The 22,173-nt window shown below is 55.4% G+C and carries 20 protein-coding genes and 1 other annotated feature; of the genes, 11 read left to right on the plus strand and 9 right to left on the minus strand.

The window, feature by feature from the left end; genetic code table 11:
* Positions 1–27 precede the first annotated feature (27 nt).
* The 4 genes from ettA to yfiR form a co-directional block, all read right to left on the minus strand.
* On the minus strand, positions 28–1,695 hold the full coding sequence (gene ettA, locus NHG65_RS02950; protein ID WP_099063147.1) for an energy-dependent translational throttle protein EttA: 1,668 nt from the start codon (positions 1,693–1,695) through the stop codon (positions 28–30).
* Positions 1,696–1,959: 264 nt separating this feature from the next.
* Positions 1,960–2,457 carry an outer membrane lipoprotein YfiB gene (yfiB, locus tag NHG65_RS02955; protein ID WP_261416075.1) on the minus strand — a complete coding sequence of 166 codons (498 nt, stop codon included), beginning with the start codon at positions 2,455–2,457 and terminating at the stop codon, positions 1,960–1,962.
* Between the two features lie 35 nt (positions 2,458–2,492).
* A complete protein-coding gene (gene dgcN, locus NHG65_RS02960; RefSeq protein WP_099063145.1) occupies positions 2,493–3,740 on the minus strand; it encodes a diguanylate cyclase DgcN/YfiN in 1,248 nt (415 codons plus the stop codon).
* Positions 3,737–4,351 (minus strand): regulatory sequestration protein YfiR, encoded by a 615-nt coding sequence (yfiR, locus tag NHG65_RS02965; RefSeq protein ID WP_207977908.1) that lies wholly within the window; start codon positions 4,349–4,351, stop codon positions 3,737–3,739. The genes dgcN and yfiR overlap by 4 nt, the downstream gene beginning before the upstream one ends.
* Before the next feature lie 743 nt (positions 4,352–5,094).
* Here yfiR and sltY point away from each other — a divergent pair.
* The gene (sltY, locus tag NHG65_RS02970) at positions 5,095–7,023 is read left to right on the plus strand and encodes a murein transglycosylase (protein ID WP_261427625.1); all 1,929 of its coding nucleotides are present in this window, start codon (positions 5,095–5,097) and stop codon (positions 7,021–7,023) included.
* Between the two features lie 55 nt (positions 7,024–7,078).
* Positions 7,079–7,408, plus strand: a complete 330-nt coding sequence (trpR, locus tag NHG65_RS02975; protein ID WP_012005129.1) for a trp operon repressor — start codon at positions 7,079–7,081, stop codon at positions 7,406–7,408.
* 18 nt (positions 7,409–7,426) lie between these two features.
* Here trpR and yjjX read toward each other — a convergent pair whose 3' ends face one another.
* Positions 7,427–7,966: an inosine/xanthosine triphosphatase gene (gene yjjX, locus NHG65_RS02980; protein WP_261427624.1), complete on the minus strand. Its 540-nt coding sequence runs from the start codon at positions 7,964–7,966 to the stop codon at positions 7,427–7,429.
* A gap of 111 nt (positions 7,967–8,077) precedes the next feature.
* Here yjjX and gpmB point away from each other — a divergent pair, with 111 nt between their 5' ends.
* Positions 8,078–8,725, plus strand: a complete 648-nt coding sequence (gene gpmB / locus NHG65_RS02985; protein ID WP_099063141.1) for a 2,3-diphosphoglycerate-dependent phosphoglycerate mutase GpmB — start codon at positions 8,078–8,080, stop codon at positions 8,723–8,725.
* Here the strand turns inward: gpmB and robA are convergent.
* The gene (gene robA, locus NHG65_RS02990) at positions 8,722–9,591 is read right to left on the minus strand and encodes an MDR efflux pump AcrAB transcriptional activator RobA (RefSeq protein WP_099063140.1); all 870 of its coding nucleotides are present in this window, start codon (positions 9,589–9,591) and stop codon (positions 8,722–8,724) included. The two genes, gpmB and robA, sit on opposite strands and share 4 nt — an antisense overlap.
* A 342-nt stretch (positions 9,592–9,933) precedes the next feature.
* On the opposite strand from robA, the gene creA reads away from it, so the two are divergent.
* Positions 9,934–10,413: a protein CreA gene (gene creA / locus NHG65_RS02995; RefSeq protein ID WP_099063139.1), complete on the plus strand. Its 480-nt coding sequence runs from the start codon at positions 9,934–9,936 to the stop codon at positions 10,411–10,413.
* A gap of 44 nt (positions 10,414–10,457) precedes the next feature.
* Here the strand turns inward: creA and arcA are convergent, their stop codons facing one another.
* Positions 10,458–11,174, minus strand: a complete 717-nt coding sequence (gene arcA / locus NHG65_RS03000; protein WP_064798650.1) for a two-component system response regulator ArcA — start codon at positions 11,172–11,174, stop codon at positions 10,458–10,460.
* Positions 11,175–11,807: 633 nt separating this feature from the next.
* On the opposite strand from arcA, the gene NHG65_RS03005 reads away from it, so the two are divergent.
* From NHG65_RS03005 to thrC, 5 genes are all read left to right on the plus strand, one after another.
* Positions 11,808–12,494: a tRNA/rRNA methyltransferase gene (locus tag NHG65_RS03005; protein ID WP_499182932.1), complete on the plus strand. Its 687-nt coding sequence runs from the start codon at positions 11,808–11,810 to the stop codon at positions 12,492–12,494.
* A 212-nt stretch (positions 12,495–12,706) separates the two neighbouring features.
* A complete protein-coding gene (gene thrL / locus NHG65_RS03010) occupies positions 12,707–12,775 on the plus strand; it encodes a thr operon leader peptide (protein WP_071998276.1) in 69 nt (22 codons plus the stop codon).
* Positions 12,714–12,832 (plus strand) — a sequence feature (Thr leader region). (Overlaps the previous gene by 62 nt.)
* A gap of 25 nt (positions 12,833–12,857) precedes the next feature.
* A complete protein-coding gene (gene thrA, locus NHG65_RS03015; RefSeq protein WP_099063137.1) occupies positions 12,858–15,317 on the plus strand; it encodes a bifunctional aspartate kinase/homoserine dehydrogenase I in 2,460 nt (819 codons plus the stop codon).
* 1 nt (position 15,318) lies between these two features.
* On the plus strand, positions 15,319–16,248 hold the full coding sequence (thrB, locus tag NHG65_RS03020) for a homoserine kinase (RefSeq protein ID WP_099063136.1): 930 nt from the start codon (positions 15,319–15,321) through the stop codon (positions 16,246–16,248).
* 3 nt (positions 16,249–16,251) lie between these two features.
* Positions 16,252–17,541, plus strand: a complete 1,290-nt coding sequence (gene thrC, locus NHG65_RS03025) for a threonine synthase (RefSeq protein WP_099063135.1) — start codon at positions 16,252–16,254, stop codon at positions 17,539–17,541.
* A gap of 72 nt (positions 17,542–17,613) precedes the next feature.
* Here thrC and yaaA read toward each other — a convergent pair whose 3' ends face one another.
* Together yaaA and NHG65_RS03035 are read right to left on the minus strand one after the other, a co-directional pair.
* A complete protein-coding gene (gene yaaA, locus NHG65_RS03030; RefSeq protein WP_283602557.1) occupies positions 17,614–18,387 on the minus strand; it encodes a peroxide stress protein YaaA in 774 nt (257 codons plus the stop codon).
* 104 nt (positions 18,388–18,491) lie between these two features.
* On the minus strand, positions 18,492–19,916 hold the full coding sequence (locus tag NHG65_RS03035) for an alanine/glycine:cation symporter family protein (RefSeq protein ID WP_129934203.1): 1,425 nt from the start codon (positions 19,914–19,916) through the stop codon (positions 18,492–18,494).
* Between the two features lie 381 nt (positions 19,917–20,297).
* Here NHG65_RS03035 and tal point away from each other — a divergent pair, with 381 nt between their 5' ends.
* Together tal and mog are read left to right on the plus strand one after the other, a co-directional pair.
* On the plus strand, positions 20,298–21,251 hold the full coding sequence (gene tal, locus NHG65_RS03040; RefSeq protein WP_085120165.1) for a transaldolase: 954 nt from the start codon (positions 20,298–20,300) through the stop codon (positions 21,249–21,251).
* Positions 21,252–21,401: 150 nt separating this feature from the next.
* Entirely contained in the window at positions 21,402–21,989 is a 588-nt protein-coding gene (gene mog, locus NHG65_RS03045) for a molybdopterin adenylyltransferase (protein WP_085120166.1), read from the plus strand.
* Positions 21,990–22,173: the final 184 nt, after the last annotated feature.

Consider the following 22,173-nt stretch of genomic DNA (forward strand, 5'->3'; position numbering starts at 1 on the left):
AAGGCGCCGCATGCGGCGCCTTTCGGATTACTTGGTGATTCTTTTGTACTTGATACGGTGTGGCTCAAGCGCTTCGGCGCCCAGCGTCCGTTTCTTGTACTCTTCGTATTCGGTGAAGTTACCTTCGAAGAACTCCACTTTGCCTTCATCCTGGTAATCCAGAATGTGGGTGGCGATGCGGTCAAGGAACCAACGGTCGTGCGAGATAACCATCGCGCAGCCAGGGAACTCCAGCAGGGCGTTTTCTAACGCGCGCAGGGTTTCAATATCCAGGTCGTTGGTCGGTTCATCGAGCAGCAGTACGTTGCCGCCAACCTGCAGCAGCTTGGCCAGATGCAGACGACCACGTTCACCCCCGGACAACTCGCCGACGCGTTTGCCCTGATCGACACCCTTGAAGTTAAAGCGGCCGACGTAGGCGCGGCTTGGCATTTCGGTGTTGCCGACACGCATGATGTCCTGACCGCCAGAGACTTCTTCCCACACGGTTTTGGAGTTATCCATGCTGTCGCGGAACTGATCGACCGAGGCCAGCTTGACGGTGTCACCCAGCACGATGCTGCCGGAATCAGGCTGTTCCTGACCGGACATCATGCGGAACAGCGTGGATTTACCCGCGCCGTTCGGGCCGATAATGCCGACAATCGCGCCTTTCGGTACCGCAAAGGTGAGATCGTCAATCAGTAAACGGTCGCCGTAGGACTTGCGCAGGTTACTGATTTCTAGAACCTTATCACCCAGGCGTGCGCCAGGTGGGATAAACAGTTCGTTGGTCTCGTTACGCTTCTGGTAATCAGTGCTGTTCAGCTCTTCAAAGCGGGCCAAACGGGCCTTGCCTTTAGACTGACGGCCTTTAGCGCCCTGACGAACCCACTCCAGCTCTTTCTCGATGGATTTGCGACGTGCGGCTTCGGAAGAGGCTTCCTGCGCCAGACGAGCGTCTTTCTGCTCCAGCCAGGAAGAGTAGTTACCTTCCCATGGAATGCCTTCGCCACGGTCCAGCTCGAGGATCCAGCCGGCCACGTTGTCGAGGAAGTAACGGTCGTGGGTAATGGCCACCACGGTGCCTTCGAAGTCGTGCAGGAAGCGTTCCAGCCAGGCCACGGATTCAGCATCCAGGTGGTTGGTCGGTTCGTCGAGCAGCAGCATGTCCGGTTTTTCCAGCAGCAGGCGGCACAGCGCTACGCGGCGACGCTCACCACCGGAGAGGTTGGCGATTTTCGCGTCCCATTCCGGCAGGCGCAACGCATCGGCGGCACGCTCAAGCTGGGTGTTCAGGTTGTGGCCATCGTGGGCCTGAATGATCTCTTCCAGGCGGCCCTGTTCAGCGGCCAGCTTGTCGAAGTCGGCGCCTTCTTCAGCGTACAGCGCGTACACCTCATCAAGACGTTTCAGTGCGCCGACCACTTCCGCCAGCGCTTCTTCGACTGACTCACGAACGCTGTGTTCCAGGTTTAACTGCGGTTCCTGTGGCAGGTAACCGATTTTAATCCCTTGCTGCGGGCGGGCTTCACCTTCGATATCGGTATCGATGCCGGCCATGATGCGCAACAGAGTGGATTTACCTGAGCCGTTCAGACCCAGCACGCCAATTTTGGCGCCCGGGAAGAAGCTCAGCGAGATGTTTTTCAGGATGTGACGCTTCGGCGGAACCACTTTGCCGACGCGATGCATGGTATAGACGTATTGAGCCACGGTGCCTCTGCCTCTCTATATCAGTTTTTATAGGATGTCTGGCTGCGGAGTGTAGCCCGTTTCGAAAGCGGATCCCAGACATCACACAGCGATCGCTAAGTATAACCCTATAGCTTTCAAGTTGCAGCTAGGCGCCCAGCTCGCTCATCCCCAGGCGCTTACTTGAGTAAGTAACTGGGGTGAGCTAGTGCAGGTAACAACGCTGCGGCTTGAAAGATGACGGGTATAACCCTTTATGCGCCCGTGAAGGCGCATATTGGTCGCTTAAGGGGTGACAACAATCGCGACGCGGCGGTTTTCCGCACGGCCGCTGGAGCTGCGGTTATCGGCCACCGGATCGCGTTTACCCATGCCGCGGGTTTCGATGTTGGAACGAGGAATGCCGACGCTGGCCAGCAGATCGGCCACCGCGTTGGCGCGGCGCAGCGAAAGCTGATCGTTATAGCTGTCTTCACCGTAATTATCCGTATGACCGTCCAGACGGAATTGGGTGATGCCGACGCTCATCAGCGCGCGACCCATTTTTTGTACCGTATCGGTGCTTTCCGGGTTCAGTTTGCCGACGTTATTGCCAAACAGCACCTTGTCGGACAGGCCAAATTCCCAGCCGTTGTCCGTCAGCTTGAACCCTTGTGACTGCAACAGGGCAATCTGCTCAGGCGTCAGGCCCTGCGGTTTGCTCTGGCAGCCGGCGAGCGCCAGCAGGGCGATAAACATCATCGCCAGCAGTGAGAAACGGTTTTTTAGTGTTTGCTGTATCATAATCAAATCCCTAGTTTTATTTTTTAGCCGGGGCTTTATTTCTGTATTGCCAGCCGCCAGCCTCCGTTATAACGATGCTTTGCCTGGTACATTGCATCGTCAGCTTCGTGCAAGAGCCCTTGAGGCGTTACCGCATGCTCAGGGTAAAGGGCAATACCGATACTCAGAGAGGAAATCACCGCCTCGTCGTTCGGCAAAATGACCGGTTGGGTCATGCAGTCGATAATGTTATCGGCAATCTGCAGGACATCTTCCGTAGTGTGGACCGGAGCCAATAATACGGCGAACTCATCACCTCCTAAACGTGCCACCAGGTCGCTTTCACGCAGCTGTGCGCGAATGCGCCCGGCAATGGTGGTCAGCACCATGTCGCCTGCGGCGTGACCGTAGCTGTCATTGACCTCCTTGAAGCGGTCACCGTCGATAAACAGCACCGCCAGCTTTTCGGTCGGTTTAATGTCCCCCAACGCACGGCTCAGTCGCCCTTCAAAGAAGGCGCGGTTCGGCAAGCCGGTCAGGCTGTCGTGCGTTGCCCGGTGAGTCAGTGAATCATTTTCCTGTTTCAGGTGTGCCTGCCAGGCTTCCAGCTCATCGAGCAGGCCATTAAAGTCGACGCTCAGCTCATGCAGTTCGGCAATCGGCGCTGATGGCACCCGCAGGCCAAAGGCGCGATCGCGGCGTACCGCATGTGCGACATTGGCGATGTCATCCAGCGAACGGACAATCCCCAGCAGCATGCGGCGGGAAAGCACCAGCGCACACAGGGTACTGAGCACCAGACAGGCGATCATGCCGACCATACCGCGCAACAGAAAACGCAGCAGGCTGCCGCCGTGGCCGAGCAGCCATACTTTGCCGACCTCTTTGCCTTCGTGAGTAATCGGCAGGATCACCGGCTCGGGCAGCGCCCAGTGGGCCACGATTTCTTCCATACCGTGCAGCGGGCCATCTTTGGGATGACGCCAACTGGCGAGCACTTTGCCGCTGTTGTTCAGAATTCTTGCCTCTGATACTTCTTCTTTGGAGGCGATCAATACCAGTGCCTCACGTGCGGCAGTGCGGTCTTCAAATACCACGGCAGCTTCGACGGTGTAGCTGATGGAGCGCGCAATCAGATGCAGGTTATGGTCGGCATAGGCGCGCAGCGCAAACAACGCGACCAGCGTCAGGAAAATTCCGGCGGTGCCGACGGCAATCAGCGCCAGTCCAAGGTGCACCCGTTGCAGCACCCGCCCCAGCGTAGGTCGCGACTGACCCGATCGGTTCTTGCGCAACCACTTCATAGTGGGGGGGCCTGTTTGCGTGCCAGTTGCAGCACGTTGGGGTGAACGCGCACGCCGCTGCGTGCCAGTGCGTCAAGGTTCACTTTAAAGCTGGCCGTGTCACCTTCGAACTGCAGGCAAAACGCGTTGCCGGCGGAGCATTCATCATCATTCTCGCTGATGCTGAGAATGGAGTGGCCGTTAATGCGTTGCATAAAATTCTGTTTCTGACCGGCATTGATATTGCCCAAATAAATCACGTCACAGCCGGTGCTCAGCAACGGGCTGTCGAAAGCGATACGCTCGGCTTTTATTGGCCTGGGGGCGCTCAGCAAGATGGGATCGAACAGGCCTTCGGCATATTGTGTCGGCGCAGTCACGCAAAGTCGGATGGGGTTGGGTTCACTGGGCCAGCGGGCATAGCTGATAATGCCGACTACCACGGTAGTGACGGCGTGGGTGCGACTTTTATGTGGGTCGCCAGTCTCGGGACGTGCCAAACCGGGAAATGCCAACAGGGCGAGCAGAACCAGCGACAACAGACGGCTGCAGTCCAGACGTGCGCAAATGAAGCTCCTGAGGGAGCTTTTTGCGCAGGTCGCTAACAACGCGGCATACTTTGCCATCTTCATCTGCCATTCCTGCCCACGTCCGCAGTGCTGTTGCGGCAACATAACAATGAGAAGCCTGACCCGGTTGAAGGGATAATTGTCTTGCTGAAAACTGTCAATCGCACTGCCTGGTGAACACTATCTAACCCATAATTGGCGCGGATTGTATTATAAGATATCCCTGTTGCGCGCTTTATGTGCCGTTTTCTCGGAATTATCCTAGCTTTTTTTAATAGTATAAAAACGTCCCTCAGGGTTTGCCAGGCGTTTTCTGCAAAGTTAGTGCGGCAGGCCTGGATTCCGGCGGTTTGCGCAACGTTTCTGCTTATCGTTTTGATGGCGAAATCCTGCGACGGCTAATAATTTCAAATGGCTTCATTTTATATTGGCAGCGGGGATTAATAATTGAGGATCCGGCCGGTTAGTGTTAACGCCGGAGTGAAATGATTAATACGGCAAAATTGTCGCCAGCTTTAATTAATTTGTCAGCGAGGGTAAACCTTTTTTATCTGAGGCCCATCGTGACGATAAACTTCTTCTACAGTAGTGAATGGATAAGCGATCCCGCTGTCTATGGTAGATGGCTGAGCGGGTTGCTCAGCGCCCCCTCTTTTGTTCTGGCGTGCCGGATAGTCGTTATCCCACGACAGGGCGTGAAATACTCGGAGAGCCGGGTTTACCGATCCGTTGGCTGCTGGCGTAGCGCGGCAACGGGGTGAACCGGCTCTGGCAACACCATCAGCATTAGCGAGGAAAGAGTCAGTATGGTCAAGGTAGACAAGTGGCGGTTTTTAGCTGTGGGCCTGTGCCTGACGGCATTTTCAAGCGCCGCATTGGCGGACTCGCTGGACGCTCAGCGTCAGCGTTACCTGCAGATTAAGCAGGCGTGGGACAGTAAACAGATGGACGTGGTGGCGCAACTGATGCCGACGCTGCGTGATTACCCGCTTTACCCTTATCTGGAATACCGTGAGCTGACGCAAGATCTCAGCCAGGCCGGATTCTCTGAGGTAAATGACTTTATCAAGCAGCATCCGACGCTGCCGCCGGCCAAGTCACTGGCTCCGCGTTTTGTGAATGAACTGGCGCGACGTGAAGACTGGCGTACCCTGTTGACCTTCAGCCCGCAGCCGCCGAAACCTATCGCGGCACGCTGTAATTATTACTACGCCAAATGGGCCACCGGCGATAAGCCTGCGGCCTGGAGCGGCGTCGACGACATCTGGATGAGCGGTAAATCGTTGCCGGGGGCCTGTGACAAGTTGTTCAACGTGTGGCAGGGGGCCGGTAAACAAACGCCATCGGCTATTTTGGAACGCATGAAACTGGCGTTGAAAGAGGGCAATAGTGGCCTGGTGAACAGCCTCTACCGTCAGTTGCCGTCAGATTATCAGACCATGGGCGATGCCCTGGTGCGCCTGCAAAACGATCCTGCGACGGTCGAGTCCTTTGCCCGCAGCGTGGGCCCGACTGACTTTACCCGTGCGGCAACCGGCATCGCTTTCGAGCGTCTGGCGCGTCAGGATGCGGAAAATGCCCGCGCGATGATCCCAACCCTTGCCCGCCTGCAGAAAATGAGCGACAGCGAACGGCTGGGGCTGGAAGAGGCAGTGGCATGGCGTCTGATGGGCAGCGACGCGACCTTTGAACAGACCCAGTGGCGCGACAAGGTGATCTTGCGTAGTCAGTCACCGGCACTGCTGGAGCGTCGCGTGCGTATGGCGCTGGGCGCCGGCGATCGTCAGGGGGTGGCAACCTGGCTGGCGCGTCTGCCGACGGAATCACGTAATAAAGATGAATGGCGCTACTGGCGTGCGAGCATTTTACTGGACGAAGGCAAACGTAGCGAAGGGGAAGAGATCCTGCGTCGGCTGATGAGCGAACGTGGCTTCTACCCGATGGTAGCGGCGCAGAAACTGAATACGCCTTATCCGGTGATGGTGGCAGTGGCGGCGAAGCCCCGCGCTTCGCTGGTGGACGGACCGGAAATCGCCAGGGTGCGCGAACTGATGTACTGGAACATGGATAATCTGGCGCGCAGTGAATGGACTTCGTTCGTGGCCAGCCGCAGCCGCCCGGAACAGGAAGCGCTGGCGCGTTACGCTTTTGAGCAAAAATGGGCCGATCTCAGCGTGCAGGCGACCATCGTCGGCAAAATGTGGGATCACCTTGAAGAACGCTTCCCGGTGGCCTGGCCGCAAGAATTCCGTGCCGCGACCGATGATAAGGGAATAACGCCAAGCTATGCCATGGCCATTGCCCGTCAGGAGAGCGCCTGGAACCCGAAAGCGCAGTCACCGGTCGGGGCCAGCGGCCTGATGCAGGTGATGCCACGTACCGCGCAGCATACCGTGCAGATGTACAATATTCCCGGTTACTCAAGCCCAAGCCAACTGCTTGATCCGCGCGTCAATATTACCATCGGTACCAGCTATCTGGAGTACGTATACCAGCAGTTCGGTCGCAACCGTATCCTGTCATCGGCGGCTTACAATGCCGGTCCATCGCGGGTGAATACCTGGCTGGGTAACAGTGAAGGGCGGGTTGACGCGGTGGCGTTTGTCGAAAGCATTCCGTTCTCGGAAACCCGTTCCTACGTGAAGAACGTGTTGGCTTACGACGCATTTTATCGCTATCTCATGCACCGGCCGGCCAAAGTGCTGACCGATGCCGAGTGGCAGAGGCGTTATTGATTTTGACGTCGCTATGGTATGCTGCTGTACTAGTTAAATAGTATGGTGGCTTGCCATGACGCAATTATCGCTTAACGACCCGGCTCTTTCAGAACAAGGTAATGAGGATTGGCTGCGCTTTGTTGCGCTGCTGCAGAATTCGTTTGCCCAGGATTTGCACCAACCACTGATGCAACTGCTGTTGACGCCGGACGAACGCACGGCTTTAGGTACGCGGGTACGGATTATTCAGGAGCTGATGCGCGGTGAAATGAGCCAGCGTGAGCTGAAAAACGAACTGGGGGCGGGAATTGCCACCATCACTCGCGGTTCGAACAGCCTGAAGGCGGCGACGCCAGCGCTGAAACAGTGGCTGGAACAGCAGTTGCTGGGCGATGCACAGTAGCGCCGCGCCCGGCAAAGGTTATTTCTGTGCTGCGTTGTTATGGTTCTGGTAGATCGGGTTGTGGAAAGGCACCAGCGCCAAAAGCAGAGCCTGATGGTAAACGCTGGTGCGGCTCAATCGCCCATCGGTAAAGATACCGATAGCGCCACCCTGGCGTTTCACTTCGGCATTGCCGGTGATGATCGCCATCTCACTCCCCAATTCGCGGCCGGCGCGAATTCCCTGTAAAATTGTCTCCGGTAGCATCAGACTGGCTGAGCGCGATTCGCCACGGGTATGCGGGTTTTCCACCGTCATCCAGGCGAAAGTCATATTCTCTTCGATTCCTGCTTCTACGCCGACCCAAAAGTCGGCCTCCGGGCGTACCTGCCGTGCTTCCATTACGCGCTGACGTGCGCCGGTGCGGGTTTCGTGATTACCTATGGGTTGCAGTGAGACACCACTGGCGACGTCGACCGATTCAATACGGCATTGGCCCGTGCCAAAGGTGTCATCAAAGGCCAATTGAATAGCCTTGATCTTTGCTGGGTTGGTAGTTGCAGCGACAACATGATACATAACGGGTTTGGCATCCTTAAGCTAAGAGCCTATTCACTACGTCAGACGCTTGCGCAAGCGGCATCTGACGACGATAAACTCAGGTTTCACGCAGTATAACGGAAAAGCAAAATGTTACAGGTATACCTCGTTCGCCACGGCGAAACGGAATGGAATGCGGCTCGCCGTATCCAGGGACAGTCCGACAGCCCGTTGACCGCTAACGGTGAACATCAGGCTCGTCTGGTTGCCCAGCGCGTCAGCAAACAAGGCATCACGCACGTGATTACCAGCGATCTGGGGCGTACCCGACGCACCGCGCAAATCATCGCAGAGGCTTGCGGCTGCGAGGTGATAACCGATCCACGTTTGCGTGAGTTGCATATGGGGGTGCTGGAAGAGCGCCTGATCGACAGCCTGACGCCACAGGAAGAACAGTGGCGTAAGCAGATGGTCGATGGTACTGCCGACGGCCGGATCCCTCAAGGTGAATCCATGAGTGAGCTGGGTGACCGGATGCGCGAGGCGCTGGAAAGCTGCCTGATGTTGCCTGAGGGCAGCAAACCGTTGATTGTCAGCCACGGTATCGCTTTGGGCTGTTTAATCAGCACCGTACTCGGATTACCGGCTTACGCAGAACGCCGCCTGCGTTTACGCAACTGTTCATTGTCGCGAGTCGATCATCAGCAGAGCCCATGGTTGGCTTCTGGCTGGATCGTCGAAACGGCGGGCGATGTCACGCATCTGGACACGCCCGCGCTGGACGAACTGCAGCGTTAACGGCGGATCGGGATCAAATAATCGCAGTTAATCTCGGTCGGCGGTTGGGGTGGCCGACGGTCACCCTTGGGATAAAAGCGCTCAATATCGTGCCCTTTACGGCGCGTGAGTTTGAGCGCCGGCAGGCAGGTGCCATACACGGTCAGAATGAAGTCTTGCAGGCCAGAGGTCGGGCCTTCATAGCTGAACATCGCGTACTCGCCACCTTGCAGCACCAGTGGCTGTCCGGCCACGATCTTTGCCGGCACGTGATGTGGCTCCAGCGCTGTGGTGTATAGCACTTCCTGTTCGTCGTCTTTTTCCTGACTCGGGCGTGAATGGTGCAGCCCGTACAGTACCGGCGGTAGCGTTTCAGCTTCGCCCAAATACTGGCGCCAGAATTGTGAACGCAATTCGGTACGACAGTGAGAGATTTGCTCCAGCGTACAGGAATAGCTTTGCGTCAGGCCAATCAACTGCTGTTCCGGCAAGGTAACAAATTCTGGCTGCGGCAGAGTAAAGGCACCCAGGCGGATCGGCGGACAGATGCCGAATGCGCTCCAGTCTTCGGCTCGGCGGTACAGCGCTGGCGTTTGGGCAAACTGTTTCTTAAATGCGCGTGTAAATGTCTGCTGCGAGTCGAAGCGATACTGTAAGGCGATATCCAAAATTGGTCGACTGGTTAAACGCAGCGCCACCGCAGCCTTGGATAATCTCCTTGCCCGGATATAAGCGCCGATGGCGTTACCGGTAATATCTTTAAACATCCGTTGTAAATGCCATTTAGAGTAACCTGCTTTGGCCGCCACGTTGTCCAATGACAGGGGCTGGTCCAAATGGCTTTCCAGCCAGATAAGCAGATCACGAATAATACCGGCTTGATCCATAGATCTTCCTCGTAGAGCTTTAGGGTAGGGACCCGAACTGTTTATTCATTACGCTGGTGCTTGCGCTATCAGACCAATCCATGAGCCATTTTGCGTAGCACTCTTTGCCTCTTGCAGCGCGTTGCGCAAGGGTTGGACAGGGGCACACCTAAACGGGCGCAAAGATATAACGACGCCGCATAATAGCAATTTTTTTCCTCCGAGACTCTCAAAGATTTTTTTCACGCTCTGTGCTAAAAAGATCGGTGCGGACTGGAAAGATCCCTATTCTGTGACCTAAAACATAAACAATATTGATTGCCTGCGTCTATTTTCAGGATTCAGGCTATTGGAGTTAAGTGAATGAAAAAAGGATGGATATTTTTGTTTGGTTTAGTTTGCGCAACGGTAAATAGCGCGCAGGCAGAACAGGTTGGATCGGTCGATACGGTATTCAAACTCTTTGGTCCGGACCATAAAATTGTGGTGGAAGCCTTCGATGATCCTGATGTTAAAAATGTAACTTGTTATATCAGCCGGGCAAAAACCGGTGGCATCAAAGGTGGGCTGGGATTAGCGGAAGATACCGCGGATGCTGCCATTTCTTGCCAGCAGGTCGGGCCGATTGCGCTGAACGATAAAATCAAAAATGGTAAGGCGGAAGGGACCGTGGTGTTCCAGAAACGAACGTCGCTGGTGTTCAAGAAACTGCAGGTGGTGCGTTTCTACGATGCAACTCGCAATGCGTTGATTTATCTGAGCTATTCAGATCGTGTGGTGGATGGTTCACCGAAGAATGCGCTGAGCGCCGTGCCGATCATCCCTTGGGGTGAGGCAAAATAAGATTTGGGGTTCGATGGAACCCCAAATATTTTAACGCGGGAAACTTACTCTTCCAGATCACCGCAGAAACGGTAACCTTCACCGTGAATGGTGGCGATGATTTCTGGCGTGTCCGGTGTCGATTCGAAGTGCTTGCGGATGCGACGGATGGTCACGTCCACGGTGCGGTCATGTGGCTTCAGCTCGCGGCCAGTCATCTTCTTCAGCAGATCGCCACGGGATTGGATCTTGCCCGGATTTTCGCAGAAGTGCAGCATGGCGCGGAATTCACTGCGTGGCAGTTTATACTGCTCACCCGCTGGGCTGATCAGTGAGCGGCTGTTGATGTCCAGCTCCCAACCATTGAATTTGTAGCTTTCAACCAGACGACGTTCTTCGCCGACGCTGCCCAGGTTCATGGTGCGTGACAGCAGATTGCGTGCGCGAATGGTCAGTTCACGCGGATTGAACGGCTTGGTGATGTAATCATCAGCGCCGATTTCCAATCCGAGGATCTTATCAACTTCGTTATCACGGCCGGTCAGGAACATCAGCGCAACGCTGGCCTGTTCGCGCAATTCACGCGCCAACAGCAGGCCATTTTTGCCTGGCAGATTGATGTCCATGATAACCAGATTGATATCATTTTCAGACAGGATGTTGTGCATTTCTGCACCATCATTGGCTTCATGAACAACGTAGCCTTCCGCCTCGAAAATGCTCTTCAGGGTGTTACGAGTGACTAGCTCGTCTTCGACAATCAGAATGTGCGGGGTCTGCATATATGCTACCTAAAATTGCCAACAAAATAGAAAATAGGAAGTACAGAAGTCTTTGTTTTCATAGCGGAGGGCAGAGATTAGCGCTCACGTTCCCTGCTACCCAATGACTAAAGTACGTAAACTCGTTCTTGATGCACTTTCCATCCCATGTCAACAAGATCGCTAGCTTGGTTGGGGCGCTATTCCTTACATCCCCAAAGGTGCCAAAACGGTGCATATCCTAACCGTATTAACAGCAATATAACAGTGCACACCGAATTCATCACCCAACAAAACTAAGGTTTGTTGACATATATCAAATTCAATTGTAGCACGTTAACAGTTTTGTGAAAAACACTTACAGAAATGCCAGCTTAAGTCACAGAACCCTAAATTCTGTGTTCGATTCAGCATTGTGGCACCTAATGAGGTAGAATTATTGGCTTGTTGATAAATGGCTTCTTTTAACGCTTTGATTAATAAGCGTAGTAAAACATAAGTAGCAATAATATGTATTACGCGCAATTTATCAGGTCAATAATCCATTTAACTCCGTCTATCGTGTTCTCCGGGATTATTGTTGCACAGATGTAAATATAATCAGACTATCCCAAACAGTCAAAAATACGCGATCCCTCATTCAGTGGAGTATTGATGCAGCTTCATATTGTTTTAGTGGCTCCGGCGCGGCCGGAAAACGTCGGCGCTGCGGCGCGGGCAATGAAAACCATGGGTTTCACTTCGTTGCGCATTGTCGACAGCGAAGCGCACCTGCAACCGGCGGCTCGCTGGGTTGCGCATGGGGCGGGGGATATCCTCGACGGCGTGCAAACTTTTGCCACTCTTGAGCAGGCGCTGGTGGACGTGGATTTCACCGTTGCCACCACTGCCCGCAGCCGCGCGCGTTTCCATTATTACTGTACGCCGCAGCAACTGCTGGGTCAGTTGAATGAGCGCAGCCAATGGGTAGGTCAGGCGGCGTTGGTGTTTGGCCGTGAAGATTCAGGCCTGACCAATGAAGAGCTGGAACTGGCGGATCTGTTGACCGGCGTGCCGATGCAGGCGGATTACCCTTCGTTGAATCTCGGCCAGGCAGTGATGGTGTATTGCTATCAATTATCGGAGCTGATGAATGTTAGCGCACCGCAGGAGCCGGCGGCCAATGAGGGCCAGCTCAAGGCGTTGCGTCAGCGAGCCGAGGGATTATTGACGGCACTGGAGGTCAGTGACGATCAAAAATTACGCGATTGGTTGCATCAGCGGCTTGGCGCGTTACAGCAGCGCGATACCGCGATGTTGCATACTTTGCTGCATGACATCGAAAAAAAATTGACAAAGTGATACCCGCAAACTGGGCTAGTTAGGCAGTGTGATCCACTATAAAACTGTTACCTGTCTGTCTTTTTATTCTGTCATTTGGCTTTTTGACTATCGCATTGCCCAGTTGCGCTGCTGGGTGATAAACAAGCAAAAACAAGAAATAATTTGACTTGGGATAGTGATTGCTTTAACCAATAGAGGGGACAGAGTAATTAATGAGACAGACAGACAAAATGCGAAATATCAGCCTGAACACAACAATTATTACCACCACCGATACCACAGGTAACGGGGCGGGCTGACGCGTACAGGAAACAAAAGAAAAAAGCCCGCACCTAACCAGTGCGGGCTTTTTTTTCGGCTTAAATTCGGGAGAGATAAGAAATGCGAGTGCTGAAATTTGGCGGAACCTCGGTAGCGAATGCAGAACGTTTTCTGCGCGTTGCCGACATCATGGAAAGTAACGCACGTCAGGGACAGGTGGCCACGGTCTTGTCCGCTCCGGCTAAAATCACCAACCATTTGGTGGCGATGATTGAAAAAACGGTAGCGGGGCAGGACATTCTGCCAAATATGAGCGATGCAGAACGCATCTTTGCCGACCTGCTGAGCGGCCTGACGCAGGCGCTGCCAGGCTTTGAGTACGATCGTCTCAAAACCCTGGTCGACCAAGAGTTTTCACAACTCAAGCAGGTATTGCACGGCGTTGCGCTGCTGGGGCAATGCCCGGACAGTGTGAATGCGGCCATCATCTGCCGCGGTGAGAAGCTCTCCATTGCCATCATGGAAGGGGTGTTTCGTGCCAAGGGTTTCCCGGTTACGGTGATCAACCCGGTGGAGAAGCTGCTGGCACAGGGGCACTATCTGGAGTCCACGGTAGATATCGCCGAATCCACACTGCGTATCGCCGCTGCGGCAATCCCGGCGGATAACATCGTGCTGATGGCCGGTTTCACCGCCGGTAATGACAAAGGGGAACTGGTGGTGCTGGGCCGTAACGGCTCTGACTACTCTGCGGCGGTACTGGCAGCCTGCTTGCGCGCCGACTGTTGTGAAATCTGGACCGACGTTGACGGCGTTTATACCTGCGATCCACGCACTGTCCCGGACGCCCGGTTGCTGAAATCGATGTCGTACCAGGAAGCTATGGAGCTTTCCTATTTCGGCGCCAGCGTGCTTCACCCCCGTACTATCGCTCCCATCGCCCAGTTCCAAATCCCTTGCCTGATCAAAAATACCGCCAATCCGCAGGCCCCGGGCACGCTGATCGGCGGCGAAAATTTGGATACCGAAACTCCGGTGAAGGGCATCACCAACCTGAATAACATGGCGATGATCAACGTATCCGGGCCGGGAATGAAGGGCATGGTCGGTATGGCTGCGCGAGTGTTCGCCGTGATGTCGCGTGCCGGTATCTCGGTGGTACTGATCACCCAGTCCTCCTCTGAATACAGCATCAGCTTCTGCGTACCGCAGAGTGAGCTGCAACGTGCGCGTAAAGCGCTGGAGGACGAGTTCTATCTTGAATTGAAAGACGGCCTGCTGGAGCCGCTGGACGTGATGGAACAGTTGGCGATCATCTCGGTCGTTGGCGATGGCATGCGCACCCTGCGCGGCATTTCGGCCAGCTTCTTCTCCGCACTGGCGCGCGCCAATATCAACATTGTCGCTATTGCCCAGGGGTCTTCCGAGCGTTCCATCTCTGTAGTGGTCAGCAATGACTCCGCCACTACCGGCGTTCGCGTCTGTCACCAGATGCTGTTTAACACCGATCAGGTGATTGAAGTGTTTGTCATCGGCGTCGGCGGCGTGGGTGGCGCGTTGATCGAACAGATCTACCGTCAGCAGCCGTGGCTGAAACAAAAACATATCGATCTGCGGGTGTGCGGTATCGCCAATTCACGCGCCATGCTGACCAACGTACACGGCATCGCACTGGAAAGCTGGCGGGATGAGCTGGCCGGTGCGCAGGAGCCGTTCAACCTCGGTCGCCTGATCCGCCTGGTGAAGGAGTACCACCTGCTGAATCCGGTGATTGTCGACTGTACCTCCAGCCAGGCGGTGGCCGATCAATACGCCGATTTCCTGGCCGATGGTTTCCACGTGGTGACACCGAACAAAAAAGCCAATACCTCATCGATGAACTATTACCAACAGCTGCGCACCGCCGCTGCCGGTTCACGTCGCAAGTTCCTGTACGACACCAACGTCGGTGCGGGCTTGCCGGTGATCGAGAACCTGCAAAACCTGCTGAACGCCGGTGACGAACTGACGCGTTTCTCCGGTATCCTGTCCGGTTCGCTGTCATTTATTTTCGGCAAGCTGGACGAAGGTATGTCGTTGTCGGCCGCGACCCTGGAGGCTAAAGCCAAAGGGTATACCGAGCCGGATCCACGAGACGATCTTTCCGGTATGGACGTTGCCCGCAAGCTGTTGATCTTGGCCCGTGAGGCGGGTTACAAACTGGAATTGGCGGACATTGAGGTTGAGTCGGTGCTGCCGCCTTCCTTTGATGCCACCGGTGACGTGGAAACCTTTATGGCGCGCCTGCCGGAGCTCGACAAAGAGTATGCCCGCAACGTGGCCAACGCCGCCGAGCAAGGCAAGGTATTGCGCTATGTCGGGGTGATCGAAAATGGCCGCTGCCAGGTACGTATAGATGCGGTAGACGGTAACGATCCGTTGTATAAAGTGAAGAACGGCGAGAACGCTTTGGCTTTCTACAGCCGCTACTATCAGCCATTGCCTCTGGTGCTGCGCGGCTACGGCGCCGGTAACGATGTGACCGCAGCGGGGGTGTTTGCCGACCTGTTGCGCACACTGTCATGGAAGTTGGGAGTTTAATATGGTTAAGGTGTATGCGCCGGCCTCAATTGGTAACGTCAGCGTCGGTTTCGACGTTCTGGGTGCAGCAGTGTCGCCGATCGACGGGACCTTACTGGGCGACTGCGTCAGTGTAGAGGCCGCCGAAACGTTCAGTCTGCAGAATGCCGGGCGCTTCGTCAGCAAACTGCCGGATGACCCGAAAGAGAATATTGTCTACCAGTGCTGGGAGCGTTTCTGCCAGGAAATCGGTCAGCAGATCCCGGTGGCGATGCGGCTCGAGAAAAACATGCCAATCGGTTCAGGGCTGGGTTCCAGCGCCTGTTCGGTGGTCGCCGGGTTGATGGCGATGAATGAGTTCTGCAACCGCCCGCTGGACAAAATGACGCTGTTGGGCCTGATGGGCGAGTTGGAAGGCCGCATTTCCGGCAGCGTGCATTACGATAACGTGGCGCCTTGCTATCTCGGCGGCCTGCAACTGATGCTGGAAGAAGAAGGCTTCATCAGCCAGGAAGTGCCATGCTTTAAAGACTGGCTGTGGGTGATGGCTTACCCGGGCATCAAGGTATCCACCGCCGAAGCGCGTGCGATCCTGCCCGCGCAGTATCGTCGTCAGGACTGTATCAGCCACGGTCGCTATCTGGCGGGCTTTATCCACGCCTGCCATACCCAACAGCCGCAGCTGGCCGCCAAACTGATGCAGGACGTGATTGCCGAGCCCTACCGCACCCGCCTGTTGCCGGGCTTTGCCGACGCACGCAAGGCTGCCCAGGATATCGGTGCGCTGGCTTGTGGTATTTCCGGTTCCGGCCCGACGCTGTTCGCCGTCTGTGATGACGGCGCGACCGCACAACGTATGGCCGACTGGCTGACTAATCACTATCTGCAAAACGACGAAGGTTTTGTTCATATTTGCCGCCTGGATACCGCAGGCGCACGACTACTGGGATAACGCATGAAACTGTACAACCTTAAGGATCATAACGAGCAGGTCAGCTTTACACAGGCGATCAAACAGGGCCTGGGCAAGCAGCAAGGGCTGTTTTTCCCGCTGGATTTGCCTGAGTTTGAGCTGACTGAAATCGACCATCTGCTGGAACAGGATTTTGTCACTCGCAGTAGCCGCATCCTGTCGGCGTTTATTGGTGATGAAGTCTCTGAGGAGGCATTGCGTAAGCGTGTTGCGGCAGCCTTTGAGTTCCCGGCACCGGTGGCGCAAGTGGAAGACGACATTGCCTGCCTGGAACTGTTCCACGGTCCAACGCTGGCGTTCAAAGACTTCGGTGGCCGCTTTATGGCGCAAATGCTGGCAGAAGTGGCGGGCGATGAGCCGGTGACTATCCTGACCGCGACCTCCGGGGATACCGGTGCGGCAGTGGCCCATGCTTTCTACGGCCTGAAGAATGTGCGTGTGGTGATCCTGTATCCACAGGGCAAAATCAGCCCGCTGCAGGAAAAGCTGTTTTGCACCCTGGGTGGCAACATCCACACCGTGGCGATCGACGGCGACTTTGACGCCTGCCAGGCGTTGGTGAAACAGGCATTTGACGATCAGGAGCTGAAAGAAGCGCTGCACCTGAACTCGGCCAACTCGATCAACATCAGCCGTCTGCTGGCGCAAATTTGCTACTACTTTGAAGCGGTGGCGCAACTGCCGCAGGAAGCCCGTAATCAACTGGTGATCTCGGTACCCAGCGGCAACTTCGGCGATCTGACCGCCGGCCTGCTGGCCAAATCATTGGGCCTGCCGGTGAAGCGTTTTATCGCCGCGACCAATGCCAACGACACCGTACCGCGCTTCCTGACTAACGGTCAGTGGCAGCCGCATGCCACGGTAGCTACGTTGTCCAATGCCATGGATGTTAGTCAGCCGAACAACTGGCCGCGGGTCGAGGAGCTGTTCCGTCGTAAGATCTGGCAGTTGAAAGAGCTGGGTCATGCCACGGTCAGTGACGAAACCACCAAGGACAGCATGCGTGAGCTGGCGAAGCTGGGTTACCTCTCCGAACCGCACGCGGCAATCGCTTATCGCGCGCTGCGTGACCAGTTGCAAGAAGGGGAGTTTGGTTTGTTCCTCGGCACGGCACATCCGGCCAAGTTCAAAGAGAGCGTTGAGGAAATCCTCGGTCAGGAACTGCCGCTGCCGAAGGCATTGGCGCTGCGTGCCGATTTGCCGCTGCTGTCCCACAGCCTGCCGGCCGGTTTTGGCGAACTGCGTAAGTTCCTGATGGCTCTGCCTGCCTGACTTGCGTGGGGCTCTGCCCTGATATAAAAGCGAAAAGCCGTCATTGCGACGGCTTTTTTATGGGCGGGTATTTCACTGCTCGGGGCGTTTGAACACCAATTCGTTGCCTTTGGAATTAGCCGGGTCGAAAGCGTAGCCTTCCAGGTTAAAATCAAGCAGTTGTTCGCGCTGGGTCAGGCGATTTTTGATGATAAAACGGCTCATCAGTCCGCGCGCTTTCTTGGCGTAGAAGCTGATCACTTTGTATTTGCCGTTCTTCTCGTCGAGGAACACCGGTTTAATCAGCGTGCCATGCAGTTTGGCCGGCTTCACCGATTTGAAGTATTCGTCGGAAGCCAGGTTGACCACCATGTCGTCCCCCTGTTGTTCCAGCGCCTCGTTGAGCTTCTTGGTGATCTGCTCGTCCCAGAAACTGTACAAATCCTTGCCCTTGGCATTCTCCAGCTTGATACCCATCTCCAGACGGTAAGGCATCATCAGATCAAGCGGACGCAGCACGCCGTACAGTCCGGACAGCATGCGCAGATGCTGTTGGGCGAAATCAAAGTCATCTTCGCTGAAATCCTGCGCGTGCAGGCCGGTATAAACATCGCCTTTAAACGCCAACAGTGCCTGGCGGGCATTGTCCGGGGTGAATTTCGGTTTCCAGTCGCCAAAGCGCGCGGCGTTCAGGCCAGCCAGTTTATCGCTGATGCCCATCAGGCTGGAGATTTGCACCGGCGTCAGGTCGCGGCAGATTTTGATCAACTGTTTCGATTTGTCCAGTAGCTCCGGCTGGGTGAAGCGTTCGGTTGCCAGCGGGCTTTCGTAATCAAGAGTTTTTGCAGGTGAAATAATAACGAGCATGGCCAGATCCTGTTTATCCAAGAGCGGATACTGTAGCAAAAAGCGCGGGAAAAAGGGTCAATGGGTCTGATAGGCAGGGCGCGTGCCAGCCGCGCCCGCAAAAGTTAATTTTTGTCCCACACGCCCGGTTCAAGCTGGGATTTCAACTCAGGGAAGCGGTTGGCGTCGAAAGTGGGCAGTCTTCCCAGCGTTCTCTGGCGATGATAATCGTTAGCCAACTTCAGCGCCACGCGTGACAACAGCAGGATCGCCGTCAGGTTGGTGATGGCCATCAAAGCCATTGAGGTATCGGCCATTTTCCACACCACCGGCAGTTCGGCCAGTGCACCAAACATCACCATACCCAGTGCGGCGCAACGGAAAATCAGCAGGCCGGCCGGGTGGTTGCGCTCCAGGAACAGCAGATTGCTCTCGGCATAGGCATAGTTGGCGATAATCGAGGTAAAGGCGAAGAAGAAAATGGCGATAGCGACAAACGGCGAGCCCCAACTGCCGACGGCGGTGGACAGTGCACGCTGGGTCATATCGATACCGCTGATGTTGGCCACCGGCTGATCCAATACGCCGGAAGAAAGAATGATCGCAGCGGTTGCGCTGCAAATCACGATGGTATCGATAAACACCCCGAGCATCTGCACATAGCCCTGCGAGGCCGGATGCGGTGGGTAAGGTGAGGCGGAAGCCGCCGCATTAGGTGCCGAGCCCATACCGGCCTCGTTGGAAAACAGGCCACGCTGAACACCCTGGGTCATCGCTTGTGAAATACCGTAACCGACGGCACCGGCTGCCGCTTCCTGCAGCCCGAAGGCGCTTTTGACCACCAGCGAGAGGATCGCCGGCATATGCTCAATGTTATGGCCAATCACCCAGAGGGCCAGCAGTAAATAAACTGCGGCCATCACGGGCACCACCAGTTCTGCCACGCGGGCCACGGAGCGAATGCCGCCGAAGATCACGATACCGCTCAGGACCACCAGACCGAGACCGACATACAGTGGTTTCGCGTGGAAGGCGACGGCGGAGGCCTGGGCGATGGAGTTGGCCTGAACGGCGTTGAACACCAGGCCGAAGGCGATGATCAGGAAGATGGAGAACATCACGCCCATCCAGCGCATGCCCAACCCTTTCTCCATATAGTAAGCCGGGCCGCCACGGTAGTTACCTTGTTGGTCTTTGGTTTTATAGAGCTGCGCCAGGGTACTTTCAACAAAGGAGGTGGCCATGCCGATAAACGCCACTACCCACATCCAGAAGATGGCACCCGGGCCACCGGCGGTAAGGGCAATTGCCACGCCGGTCAGGTTGCCGGTGCCGACCCGTGCGGCCAGCGTGGTACACAAGGCTTGAAAGGAGGAGATCCCCGCGCTGTCGCTCTTGTTACTGTGCTTAAGCACCGAGAACATATGGCTGAAATGGCGGACCTGGATAAAACGGGTGCGCAGGGTGAAATAAATGCCGGTACCGAGCAGCAAATAAATCAGTACTGAACCCCACAAAATATTATTAATAAAATTCATCAGGTCCGTCACGGATCCCTCCTTGTTGAAATTTGTTGCGCACCGCGCCGCATCCACCGCGGGTGAAAATAGATTGATTGAATTTTTACAAGAGCTTAGCTGAAATTCGCCCGGTTCAAAGCAATTGAGATTTTTCTCAGATTCTGAGGCTCATTGCATTAATTTTCGCGAATTTAACATAATTTATTCAATCGATAGCACGTTATTGCCTTTTCATCCGCTCGGGAATGACGAAAGATACCAGCGTAAACGGTTGCTCGCTCAAGGATAAAACCAGCGCCGCCGGGCCGCGATTTTCCAGCCTTGCACCGGGCCTTGCGCATGTTATTATCAGGGCAGGGCATGGTTGAACGATGCCAAAAGTTCATGCACAAACGATGAGATAATGCCAACATGACCGATAAATTAACTTCCCTGCGCCAACTGACCACCGTGGTTGCAGATACGGGCGATATCGCGGCTATGAAGCTGTATCAACCGCAAGATGCTACGACCAACCCTTCGCTGATCCTCAATGCAGCCCAAATTCCTGAATACCGCAAACTGATTGACGAAGCCATTGCCTGGGCGCGCGAGCAGAGCAGCGATCGCGAACAGCAGATCGCCGATGCCGCCGACAAGCTGGCCGTTAACATCGGTCTGGAAATCCTGAAGCTGGTTCCGGGCCGTATCTCCACCGAAGTGGACGCACGCCTGTCCTACGACACCGTGGCCAGCGTTGCCAAGGCCAAGCGCCTGATCAAACTGTACAACGATGCCGGCATCAGCAACGATCGCATTCTGATCAAACTGGCTTCTACCTGGCAGGGTATCCGCGCTGCGGAGCAGCTGGAAAAAGAAGGCATCAACTGTAACCTGACGCTGCTGTTCTCCTTCGCTCAGGCTCGTGCCTGTGCCGAAGCCGGCGTATTCCTGATTTCTCCGTTTGTTGGCCGTATCCTCGACTGGTACAAAGCCAATGGCGACAAGAAAGAGTTCGCGCCAAACGAAGACCCGGGTGTGGTTTCCGTTACCGAAATCTATCAGTATTACAAACAGCACGGTTTCAAAACCGTGGTGATGGGCGCCAGCTTCCGTAACGTCGGCGAAATCATCGAGCTGGCCGGTTGTGACCGTCTGACCATCGCCCCTGCGCTGCTGAAAGAGCTGGCAGAGAGCGAAGGGACCCTGGAGCGTAAACTGGCCTACACCGGCGAAGTGCAAGCGCGTCCTGCAGCCTTGACTGAACCTGAGTTCTACTGGCAGCACAACCAGGATCCAATGGCCGTTGAGAAACTGACCGACGGTATCCGCAAGTTTGCCGTAGACCAGGGCAAGCTGGAAAAAATGATCGCCGATCTGCTGTAATTGCGGCAATCAGTGCAGAAAAAGGTGGCTTAGGCCGCCTTTTTTTATGCCCGCAGATCCCGGCGGCAGGCAGACACTTTATACTCTCAAGATTCAAAATAGGGCGGGAAGCGAACCCGTCCGAACCCCATCAGGCTGTAGAGGTTACGCATGGACATATTACGTATTGGTTTGGTTTCTGTTTCTGACCGCGCTTCCGGCGGCGTTTATCAGGACAAAGGTATCCCGGCGCTGGAAGAGTGGCTGAGCGGCGCGCTGACCACCCCGTTCAAACTGGAAACCCGCCTGATCCCCGATGAGCAGACGTTGATCGAACAAACCCTGTGTGAACTGGTGGATGAAATGGGCTGCCATTTGGTGCTGACCACCGGGGGAACCGGCCCGGCACGCCGCGACGTGACCCCTGATGCCACGCTGGCGATCGCCGATCGCGTGATGCCTGGCTTCGGCGAGCAAATGCGTCAGATCAGCCTACACTATGTGCCAACGGCAATTCTTTCACGTCAGGTAGGGGCAGTCCGCAAGCAGGCGTTGATCATCAACCTGCCGGGGCAACCCAAGTCGATCAAGGAGACGCTGGAAGGGGTTAAGGACGAGCAGGGCAAGGTGGTGGTGCATGGCATCTTTGCCAGCGTGCCGTACTGCATTCAGTTGCTTGAGGGGCCGTATGTGGAAACCGAGGCCGCAGTGGTAGCAGCATTTCGCCCGAAGAATGCGCGTCGCGAGATAAACCTCTAAATTTCAGCCTTTTGTGAGATAAGCGCTAGCCGATCTGGTGTGAAAATAATTTGCCGTTATAGTAAGGATTCGTTTACAGAAAGCCGATGGCTCAGACTGCTGACAAAGCCCATTATTAGGGAGAGCGTGCCGAAGGGGTCGTAGCGGCTTGCCCGCCGGAGCGCCCCTCGGTGCGCTAGGCCCG

It is taken from the genome of Serratia myotis, assembly GCF_027474885.1.
Taxonomy (GTDB): domain Bacteria; phylum Pseudomonadota; class Gammaproteobacteria; order Enterobacterales; family Enterobacteriaceae; genus Serratia; species Serratia proteamaculans.